At 69.6% G+C, this 10272-nt stretch carries 6 protein-coding genes; 3 read left to right on the top strand and 3 right to left on the bottom strand.

The features are described 5' to 3' along the window. Window positions 1-94: 94 nt before the first annotated feature. The 3 genes from ACIOWN_RS22815 to ACIOWN_RS22805 form a co-directional block, all read right to left on the bottom strand. Complete coding sequence (locus ACIOWN_RS22815; protein ID WP_401983211.1) at window positions 95-1147, bottom strand: CBS domain-containing protein; 1053 nt, start codon at window positions 1145-1147, stop codon at window positions 95-97. Continuing rightward, complete coding sequence (locus tag ACIOWN_RS22810; RefSeq protein WP_401983210.1) at window positions 1144-2961, bottom strand: DUF262 domain-containing protein; 1818 nt, start codon at window positions 2959-2961, stop codon at window positions 1144-1146. The genes ACIOWN_RS22815 and ACIOWN_RS22810 overlap by 4 nt, the downstream gene beginning before the upstream one ends. Window positions 2962-3088: 127 nt before the next feature. Next, window positions 3089-3304: a hypothetical protein gene (locus ACIOWN_RS22805; RefSeq protein ID WP_401983209.1), complete on the bottom strand. Its 216-nt coding sequence runs from the start codon at window positions 3302-3304 to the stop codon at window positions 3089-3091. Window positions 3305-3718: 414 nt separating this feature from the next. On the opposite strand from ACIOWN_RS22805, the gene brxD reads away from it, so the two are divergent. The 3 genes from brxD (at window position 3719) to ACIOWN_RS22790 (ending at window position 10252) form a co-directional block, all read left to right on the top strand. Then, window positions 3719-5068, top strand: a complete 1350-nt coding sequence (brxD, locus tag ACIOWN_RS22800; protein WP_401983208.1) for a BREX system ATP-binding protein BrxD — start codon at window positions 3719-3721, stop codon at window positions 5066-5068. Continuing rightward, complete coding sequence (locus ACIOWN_RS22795) at window positions 5068-7266, top strand: DEAD/DEAH box helicase (RefSeq protein ID WP_401983207.1); 2199 nt, start codon at window positions 5068-5070, stop codon at window positions 7264-7266. The genes brxD and ACIOWN_RS22795 overlap by 1 nt, the downstream gene beginning before the upstream one ends. Before the next feature lie 187 nt (window positions 7267-7453). Then, window positions 7454-10252: a competence protein CoiA family protein gene (locus tag ACIOWN_RS22790; RefSeq protein ID WP_401983206.1), complete on the top strand. Its 2799-nt coding sequence runs from the start codon at window positions 7454-7456 to the stop codon at window positions 10250-10252. Window positions 10253-10272 lie beyond the last annotated feature (20 nt).

The raw sequence follows: 10272 nt of genomic DNA, 5'->3' as shown, positions 1-10272 counted from the left end.
GAGGCACCCGGAGTGTGGTCCGTCGTCAGACGGTGATCTCGCCCGCGTAGGCGGCGAACGCGGCCCAAGTGAGGAGCAGCCCCGCGCCGCTACCTCACGACGCGAACGCCCGCAGCACCTTCGCGAAGGTCGTCAGCTCGTCGATCATCTCCGGTGGAAGCGGCTTCTCGTCGAAGTGGGCGATCCGGTTGCGGATGTCCTTCACCCGCTTCAACAGGCCGATGAACTGCTCCCGGGGCATGTTGGGCCACTTCAGCGCCTCCCAGTTGTGGTCGGCCCGCTCGGCGAGGGACTGCTTCGTCTGGTCGCCGTCCAGGAGCCTCAGGTAGTCGCCGAACATCAGGTCCGACACCTGGCCGGTGCGGTGCTCCGGCTTCTTGTTCGTCTGGACCGCCTTGATGGTCTCCGTGTCCAGTGCCGCGCCCAGGCAGCGGCGCAGCAGCGACTCGATCTCGCCCACGATGAAGAAGGGGCGTGCCGCGCCCTCGAAGCGTTCCGTGACGTCCGCGGCGGTGACGATGCCCGAGAGGCAGCCGTCATCGCCGCGGACGAGCAGGTAGCCGTGCTCGCGGATGACGGGGAGGGCGGTGAAGAACTCCTGGCGGGCGTCGGCGACGGGCAACGAGTCCTTCTCCATCGCGTTGTCGAGGGTGGCCGCCTTCCCCGCCTCGTACATCCTGGCCACGGACCCCCAGGTGACGACCCCGTGGACCTGCGCCATGCCGGTGGTCACCGGGATCTGGGAGAGACCCTTGGTGCGCATGAGGAAGGTCGTCTGGGACAGGGGCGTGCCGGGACCCACGGACATCAGGCCGCGCCGCGCCGACGGGATGTCGCCGAGCAGCAGCCGCTGCGGCAGGGCGTGCGAGGGCAGGGCCTCGTCCGTCGCATCGGTTTCGTTGTCCGCATCGGCCGGCGTGCGCTGCGCGGGAACGGCCGCCAGCGGCACGACGTCGACGGTGCTGCGCAGACCGCAGACGGCGAAGTCCGGCAGCGTGGTCAGCCCGGCGTCCGTCAGGGCCTGCGAGATGCGGTGCACCGCCCGGTGGTCGCGGACCCTGACCTGGAACAGGTCGAGGATCTCCTGCACGGACACGGAACTGCCCTTGAGCGAGGCGACGTCCCGCTCGTGAGACCTGGTCGTCATCGGAGGTCCGCCTCCGGCAGGTCGCGGAGCATCGTCTTCTTGCCCATGGCGGAGTGCACCAGGTCCTGCAACTGCTTGGAGCGGTCGCGGTAGAAGCGCTCGTAGTCGTTCTCACGCAACGCGTCCGGATCGATCAGGTGGGTGGACAGGACGTCGTCGAACCACTCGGGACGCATGTCGGACGCGGCGATCATCGTGGACAGGTACGACGACGGAGCCCCCGTCATGTCCATCGCGGCACGGTAGGACAAGGGGGTCTTGTTCACGATCGAACTCGTGGGCAGACCGTTGCTGTTGCCCCGCCGGAACCACGTCTTGGGGAAGATCTGCCGGATGTCCACGCCGTACTCGTCCAGCCGGCCGGGACTGAGAGGGGCGTCCGTGTGGTGCCAGTCCACCGCCCCCTGCTTGATCAGCAGGGCGTAGATCCCCTTGTAGGCCGCGCTGTTGCGGGTGGTGAGGCTGTCGAGGCGGTCGGCGAAGAAGAACGCCTCCGTGACCGTCTCGGGCGCCTTCTCGCCCTGCGCGATCCAGGGGACGAGCTGTTCGACGTCCTTGGTGAAGCGTGTCTCCGTGGAGCCGCCGTACATCTCACCGAGCACCCCGCACCAGTACCACTGCTCGATCTTCTCCTCCGCTCCCAGACCGTCGGTCGCCGTGTCGAGGATGGCGCGGACGGCCGCGAGCGGGACGAGCTGCGTCTTGTACGGCAGGTCGGCCGGGCGGACGATGCACTGCCGTTCCAGGAAGTCGCCCACCCACGCGAAGGCGTCGGCGAGCTTGGGCGCCAGGCGGACGAAATCGTCGAGGGGGAGGTCCAGCAGGTCGCGGCGCTTGCAGGAAACCGTGGTCCCGACGCCCTCCTGCTTTCGCTCCCAGGTGCGCACCAGCGCGATGGCCTGCAGGAAGTCGATGCTGCTCAGCCCGTTCTCCAGGCCGCTCTCGATGCGGCCGAAGACCGGGTACTTGCTCGCCAGGGCCTGCTTGATCTCCCGCCACACCACCGGAAGCTGGTAGTAGTCCCCGGTCCGCTCCACGTAGTCGCGGTCCCCGGCGTACGTGGCGGTGAGCAGTTCGAAGACGTTCAGCGGCACGCCGCCCGTGTTGACCCGCTCGAACACCGCGCAGACGGCGTCCATGGAGGTGGAGGCGGCCAGCCGGATCATCGGGACCTGGAAGGCGCGGACCTGCTGGAGGACCGCCTCGTCGAACTGGCCCCACAGGTCCCAGTTCCGGTCCTCGTCCGCCTTGATGTACGCCTTCTTCCACTCGTTGACGCGCTGGGCGTCGAAGACGAAATGGAGAGGGAAGAGGCCGGCCGCGCACTCGTCCTCGGTGGTGCTCAGGTCCAGCACCACGGTGCGGTTGAAGTCCGTCCGGAGCACCTTGTCGGCCGGGACGGACACGATGGCCTCGTCGCGGTCCGCGGACGGCCCGACGGCCTTCGCGATGTCGACGTAGTACCACCGCTGGATGGGCTTGCCCCGGGCGTCTGCCGTCTCCACCGGGGCGTCCAGCCACAGAGCCTGGAAGAGGGAGGTGAGGCGCTGCTGTCCATCCAGCAGCAGGAGATCGGCCTCCGGATCTCCGTCCGGCTGTGCACCGGTGAGGGTCCGCGAACGGAACCGGGTGGCGCCGCCGGTCTGCAGCGTCATCACGACGCCGAGCGGGTAGTCCAGCGTGACCGTCGCGATGATCGCCCGGATCCGGTCGTCGTCCCACTTCCAGTTCCGCTGGAAGTCGGGCAGTTGTAAGGAACCCGAGGCGACATCCGCCAGTACGTCCTTCAGCTTCACGTTGTCGAGGGCCGCCATGTGACTCCACTTCCCACCCTGTTGCCTGGACGGAGAGTGATTCCAGCAGTGCGCTCCGGTGACCGTCAACCGATGCGTCAATGCAGACAGGGGGCGGCCCGCTTCTGACAGGCCGCCCCCGAATGTGCTACACGTCGCGCTTCACGTGGTTGAGCACGTTCATCCCCGCACTGATGGCGGCGATGAACGCACCACCGCTGCCCGTGAGGGTCGCCAACGCGCTGACGTCGAACGCCATCGTCGTGACCGCAGTGCCGAGCGAGACCACACCGGACACGAGGGCGACGATGGTGATGTCACGCGCCGGGTGGTGGCACGCCTGATGGGTCGAGTGGGTCGACACCGTTCCTCCATTGACTTATTGGCTCGCTTGCGGAAAAAGGGCACAGCTCACCTACGTGAGGTGTCGGCTTCTCCCAGCGATGCGCGGACGAGCTCTACGGAGCCCGCAACCAGCCGGTTGCTGGTAAGAGCGCGTATGACCAGCGAGTCAATGTGTCCTCCGAGGGCGCGGATGTCAGTTGTGTGCTCATCCTGTCGCCAACGCGTTGGGTGGGGCACGTATCTTCCGAAGGTGGTCGACTTTCGTTGATATGTCGTCGCCAGGCAGTCTGGATTTGCACGAGAGGGATCGCCTTGGGGCGGCCCTGGCTTTACGACGTCACGCATGGCCGGGGCCCGCGCGACGGCAGCGCCCTCGTCGGGACTGTTCCTGGTCCTGCACAGCAGCCCTTCTGAAGATGGAACACTGGTCCCCGTGAGCACCACCGGATCCAAGCGCCCCGCCCAGATCAGCGCCGCCCGCCGCCGTACCGTCATCGACGCTCTGCGCCGCGGGGCCGTACCCGAGAGCGGGCTCGACCTGCTCGCCACCGGGCTCGACCGGTTCGAGGCGGCCCTCGACGCGGAACTGGACGCCGTCGCCTCCGGCGGGTCCGTGTTCAAGGCCGTGCGCGGTGAGTACGGCTCCGGTAAGACCTTCTTCACCCGCTGGCTGGGAGAGCGGGCCAAGCGGCGGAACTTCGCCGTGGCCGAGATCCAGATCTCCGAGAACGAGACGCCGCTGCACAAGCTGGAGACGGTCTACCGACGGCTCACCGAGCGCCTCACCACCTCCAGCTTCCCGCCCAGCGCCCTGCGCCCGGTGGTCGACGCCTGGTTCTACGCCCTGGAGGAGGACGCCCTCGCGGCCGGCGCGACCGAGGAGGAACTGCCCGCCGAGGTGGAGAAGCTGCTCGTCGCGCGGCTCGCCGAGGTCTCCCGGCACGCTCCGTCCTTCGCCACCGCCCTGCGCGGCTACCGAACCGCCCTCGCCGACGGTGACGAGGCGACCGCCGCGGCCGTACTGGCGTGGCTCGGCGGCCAGCCGCACGTCGCGGCCTCCGCCCGCCGGTCCGCCGGAGTGCGCGGCGACCTCGACCACTTCGGGGCGCTCGGCTTCCTGCAGGGCCTGCTCACTGTGCTGCGGGACTCCGGGCACACCGGGCTCTTCGTCGTCCTCGACGAGGTGGAGACGCTCCAGCGGGTCCGCTCCGACGCCCGCGACAAGGCGCTCAACGCGCTGCGGCAGCTCATCGACGAGGTGCACTCCGGCCGCTTCCCCGGCCTGTACCTCGTCATCACCGGCACGCCGGCCTTCTACGACGGCCAGCAGGGCGTCCAGCGCCTGGCCCCACTCGCCCAGCGGCTCGCCACCGACTTCACCACCGACCCGCGCTTCGACAACCCCCGGGCGGTGCAGATCCGGCTGCCCGGCTTCACTCAGGAATCCCTGGTCGGCCTCGGCGTCACCATCCGGGACCTGTACGCGGACGCCGCTACATCGCCCGAGCGCGTACGGACGGTCGTCGACGACACCTACGTGGCGGACCTCGCGCGGGCCGTCGGCGGAGCTCTGGGCGGGAAGGTCGGGGTGGCGCCCCGGCTGTTCCTGAAGAAGCTCGTCGGAGACGTCCTCGACCGCGTGGACCAGTTCGACGACTTCGATCCCCGACAGCATTACAAGCTGACCGTCGCGAGCAACGAACTCACCGACGTGGAGCGGAACCTGGCCGCCAAGGCCACCGGCGGTTCCGCGTCCGCCGACGACATCGACCTGGAGCTGTGATGGCGGACGCCGACAGCCCGGCCGGGACGGGACCGGCCGGGGGAGAGGCCGACGTACTCGACCGGCTCGACCCCGTCGTCCTGCACCACATCGTCAACACCCTCGGCTGGCCCGACCTGCGTCCCCTCCAACGGGCAGCGATTACCCCCCTCATGGACGGCGAGGACGCCGTCCTGCTGGCCCCGACGGCCGGCGGCAAGACCGAGGCGGCCTGCTTCCCGCTGCTGTCGGCGATGGCCGAACAGCGGTGGACCGGCACCTCGGTGCTCTACCTGTGCCCCCTCAAGGCGCTCCTCAACAACCTGGTCGGCCGCGTCGACACCTACGCCCAGTGGCTGGGACGGCGCGCCGCTCTCTGGCACGGCGACACCAAGGAGTCGCAGCGGCAGCGCATCCGCACCGAGGCACCGGACGTCCTGCTGACCACACCCGAGTCGCTCGAGGCGATGCTGATCGGCGTCAAGACCGATCACGCACGGCTGCTCGGCGGCGTACAGGCCGTCGTCGTCGACGAGGTGCACGCCTTCGCGGGCGACGACCGGGGCTGGCACCTGCTCGCCGTGCTCGAACGGCTGGAGCGGGTCACCGGCCGGCCCATCCAGCGGATCGGACTCTCGGCGACCGTCGGCAACCCCGGGCAGTTGCTGCACTGGCTGCAAGGGGCCAGTGCCGGGAGCCGTTCCGGGCAGGTCGTAGCGCCGGGCGTCCACCTGCCCGCCACCGGTGCGGCCGCACACGGAGAACCGGCCGCTGCGGACCCGCCGCCCAGGCCCGTCGGCGAGGTGGAACTCGACTACGTGGGCTCCCTCGACAACGCCGCCAAACTCATCGCCGCCCTGCACCGGGGAGAGAAGCGCCTCGTCTTCTGCGACTCGCGTCGCCAGGTCGAGGAACTGGGCGCAGCCCTGCGGGCCCGTGAGGTGACCGTCTTCCTGTCCCACGCCTCCCTCTCCGTGGACGAACGCACCCGCTCCGAGCAGGCCTTCGCCGAGGCGCGCGACTGCGTCATCGTCTCCACCTCCACCCTCGAACTCGGCATCGACGTCGGAGACCTGGACCGCGTCATCCAGATCGACTCACCGGCCTCCGTCGCCTCCTTCCTGCAGCGCATCGGCCGCACCGGCCGGCGCCCAGGCACCGTACGCAACTGTCTGTTCCTCACCACCCGCAAGGACACACTGCTGCAGGCGGCCGGGTTGCTGCTGCTGTGGTCGCGGGGCTGGGTCGAACCGGTCCTCCCGCCACCCGAGCCGCGCCACCTCGTGGCCCAGCAGCTCCTCGCCGTCACCCTGCAACAGCACAAGCTGGACGACCAGTTGTGGGACCGGCAGTGGAACGGCCTCGCCCCCTTCGACCGGTCCGCCGCCCCGATCCTGCGCCACCTCACCGAGGAGGGCTTCCTCGACGGTGACGGCGGCCTGCTGTTCGTGGGTCCCGAGGCGGAACGCCGTTTCGGCAAGCGGCACTTCATCGAACTCACCGCGTCCTTCACCGCGCCGCCGCAGTTCACCGTGCTGTCCGGGCGCACCGAGATCGGCCGCACCGACCCGAGCGTGCTCACCGAGGAACGCCCAGGCCCACGGCGCCTGCTGCTCGGCGGACGCAGCTGGCAGGTCACCTACATCGACTGGACGCGTAAACGCGTCTTCGTCGAACCTGCCGACAGCGGCGGCGTCGCCAAGTGGATGAACGGTGGCATCGCGGGCCTCTCGTACGCCCTCACCCGTGCCATGCGCGAGGTGCTGCTGGGCACGGACCCGCCAGTCTCCCTCACCCGCCGTGCCGAGGCGTGCCTGGACGAGCAGCGCGAGACCGACGCCCCCGACACCGTGCACCCGGGCGGCACCCTGATCACGCGCGTCGGCAGCGACGTCCGATGGTGGACCTGGGCCGGTTACCGCGCCAACGCCACCCTCGCCGCCACCCTCCCGTCGGTCGCCGACCCTCTGCAGCGTCCCACCGACTGCTGGCTGCGCCTGCGCGAGGACCTCACCCCGGCCGCCTGGCGCGCGGCCCGCGAGAGCGTCGGCGAGAGCCTGGTCCTGCCCGACGTGGACCCCCGGGCGGTACGCGGCCTGAAGTTCTCCGCCGCGCTCCCGGAACGCCTTGCCGTCGCCACGGTCGCGGCACGCCTGGCCGACTTCGAGAGCGCCCGTGCGGTGCTCGGGGAACCCGTGCGTTTCCAGCACGGCGGATGAGCCGGGCGGTCAGGGGTGAACGAGCGGGTGAGGTCATACCCGCCGTGCACGCCGCCCTGCACGGACGTGCCACCCGATCACGGGCCATCGACATGATCCACGGGCGGATGCGACACTTCGCCACGAGTGGCCTCGAGGCGGTGTTGCCGTAGGTGAGAGGCTTTGCGCAGCAAGGAGACGGCCTTCGATGACCCCGGCCATCTTGGGATTCGACGAAGAGGACACCCGCAAGGTCCAGACCGCCGTACGAGGCGGCCCTGACGGCGATATCCCCGTGTTCCTCCCCTATGAGAAACAAGCCGCGAACCGGCTCCGTGAGAACTACGGGTCCAACGCCTTCAGTTGCGGCGTCCTCCTCGGAGGGTGCGGCAAACTGCTGACCCTGCGCGCCTGCGACGACAAGAAGTCACACTTCGCCCACCGCCCGCCCGTCCGCTGCAACCGCACCGCGCGGGGCGAGAGCAGCGCCGACCACCTCTACATCGGCGAGGCCCTCAGCCGGTGGCTCCGCAAACAGGGGCAACCGAATGTCAACGTGCAGTACGTCAAGCAGGAGAACGCCCGCAGCGACGCGATCGAGATCCGCTTCGGATCGAAGAAGAAGCGCCGACTGATCCACGTGCAGATGGCCCGGCGCTCGTTCAAGGAGTGGCAGGCGGACGGGGAAAGGTTCGCCGCTTCGGTCGACAAACCGCCCACCGTCCGCATGTACGGGCCGGACAGCCAGCTCGCCCCGCTCGAACTCGATGCCACCGGGCACGCCCTGCGCTTCCGGTGCGAGACCGCGAACGGCACCCGCGTCGTGCACATCGGAACGCACCTTCCCGGCCACCAGGTCGAATGGACGACTCTCGACCAGTGCCGCCTCGTCCACGCCGGGATCGTCACTCCGTGGCTGCGGGAAACCCCGCACGGGGTGCAGCCCAAGGAAGCGGCGACGCCGCAGGGTCCCGCTCACTCCGCCACCGGTGAACGGAAACCGGCCCCGGCCGGTACGGCATCCGCCCCGACCGGGGCCGTCGATGGCCCGACTCTTCCCCTCATGCCAGGGAGTGTCGCCTTCACCGGTGCCACGCCGTCGTCCGAGGGGAACGGCCGCCGCGTCTACGACGCGGACGCACAGCCCATCGGATCAGTCTTGTTCCGCGCCCGGATATCCCTGCCGGCCTCGGCCGTGGCCCCGGAACCCCACCACGTGTACGCACTGACCGAGCGGGCGGCAGTGCTCAGCGGCCCGCAGGGCACCGGTCCCGCATCGCGGTGGACCCTGCGGGCTGAGGGGTTCGTCCGCATCCCCGCCAAGAAGGCGGCGGAGTGGGAGCTGCTCAAGCCACTCGGTGCCGTGGCCACGCAGGGCGGTTCACCGGTCGGTGAGGCCAGTGCTGCCTCACAGCGGAACCCCGCACCGACACCGGAGCCGGCTGTGGACGAGCCACCGGCAGCAACCGATGCCGCACCCGTGGGCGCTGCCGCTTCCCCGGACGACCGTCTCATCGCCGAACTGGGCCGTGTCCTGCTGCAGACCGCTCGCGAAGGCGCCACCATCACCTGGCACGAGCTGCTCAAGCAGACCGGGACGCGTCCCCAGGACGTCAGCCTGGTGCGTCAGGTGCACCTCCTCACCGCCGTCGACGCGCCCCACGCCAAGGCACGCAAGCCGCTGCTGTCCAGCCTGATCACCTTCTCCAGGCAGGCACAACCGAACGATGTCCCGCCCCCTTTTTTCCGCGAGGTGCTCCTGGCTCTCGGCTGGCCCCACTGGACCGACGCGGTACGGGCGGCCGATATCTGGAGGGGGCACCGGCAACGTCTTCACTGGGCACACCGAGCCCTTCCCGCACAGCATGCGGCACCGGAGGGCAGGCCCGAGTCCTCGGGGCTGCCGGAGGCACGAGCAGGAGAGAGGCCGCAAGCACGTCTCCTGGCCCTCCTCCGGCATCTCGACGAGGAGGGTGACGAACTCTCGTTCCTGGACCTCTACCGGGTTCTGGATGAGGCGGACCGTCTGGTGTCACGGATCGGGGAGCCCTTCCTGCCGGGTACGGCCAAGGAGCGATTGCACCACTGGCGCACTGTCTTCCGCAGACACAGGGGGGCTCCGCCCGTTCATGAGCAGGAGAGCCAGAAGGGGGCCGAACCGACGGAGGCATCCGACACCGCGGCGCGCGAGGTCTTCGACCGGATGGCCGAAGAGTTCCGTGCCGCCCGTGAGGCCGGTGACCTCGCGCGAGCGAAGCAGGTCCGGAGGGACATGGGACCCGTCTACGCCCTGCGCCTCTCGCCTCAGGACCGTGAGGCGGTCACCGGCCTGATGCGGGACTTCAAACAGTGGGTGCGCGACCAGGAACCGAAGCCTTCGGTGGATCCCTCGCTGCGGGCCGTCCGGACCATCCTCCACGACCTCGGAACGCGCAGGGGCATAGTTGCCACGCCCGAACTCGCGTCCGCCCTCGCGGAGGCCGACCGGCTGCGTCACCGCCTCTCCGCCCCCTTGCCGGAGGCGGAGAGGAAAGCACTGGGGCGCTGGCGTGAAAACCTCCGACGCCGACTGCGGGCGGAGGAGAGAGGTACTGCCGACTTCCCGGTCGACAGCCCGGTCGCTTCCGCCGGGGGTGGAAAGCGGGCGACTGCCCGGCTGCCCATGGACGCCCTTCGTCCTCTCGCCGACCGGGTACGTGCCGTCCTCCAGGACGTGGCACGTGCCGGAACCACGGTCACCTGGGGAGACCTGCGCCGTCGACTGGGCGGGGAGATGCCCTACCTCCACCCGGACGATCAGGGAGAGATCCTCGTGATGGTCGACGGCGACACACCCGCGGACGAGCCGTTGCTGTCCGCGCTGGTCGCCGGTGCCGATCTGTCACCGCACGGCCTCTACCGGCACATCCGCCACAGCCTGGGCAGGGAGCGGGTACCGGACGCGTCCCTCGAGATGCACTGGCGCATGGACGTCTTCCGGCTCCACCAGCTCTGGCGTCATCGCTGATCACGTATCCACCGACAACC

The sequence above is a fragment of the Streptomyces sp. NPDC087787 genome (genome assembly GCF_044743035.1).
GTDB lineage: Bacteria > Actinomycetota > Actinomycetes > Streptomycetales > Streptomycetaceae > Streptomyces.
Note: the sequence above shows the minus strand (reverse complement) of the source record. Positions and strands in the feature narration are given on the sequence as shown.

What these genes read in the sequence shown, in the direction of transcription:
- ACIOWN_RS22810 (WP_401983210.1), bottom strand. Translation starts at nt 2,961, where the DNA reads ATGGCGGCCCTCGACAACGTGAAGCTGAAGGACGTACTGGCGGATGTC.
- ACIOWN_RS22795 (WP_401983207.1), top strand. Translation starts at nt 5,068, where the DNA reads ATGGCGGACGCCGACAGCCCGGCCGGGACGGGACCGGCCGGGGGAGAG.
- ACIOWN_RS22790 (WP_401983206.1), top strand. Translation starts at nt 7,454, where the DNA reads ATGACCCCGGCCATCTTGGGATTCGACGAAGAGGACACCCGCAAGGTC.
- ACIOWN_RS22815 (WP_401983211.1), bottom strand. Translation starts at nt 1,147, where the DNA reads ATGACGACCAGGTCTCACGAGCGGGACGTCGCCTCGCTCAAGGGCAGT.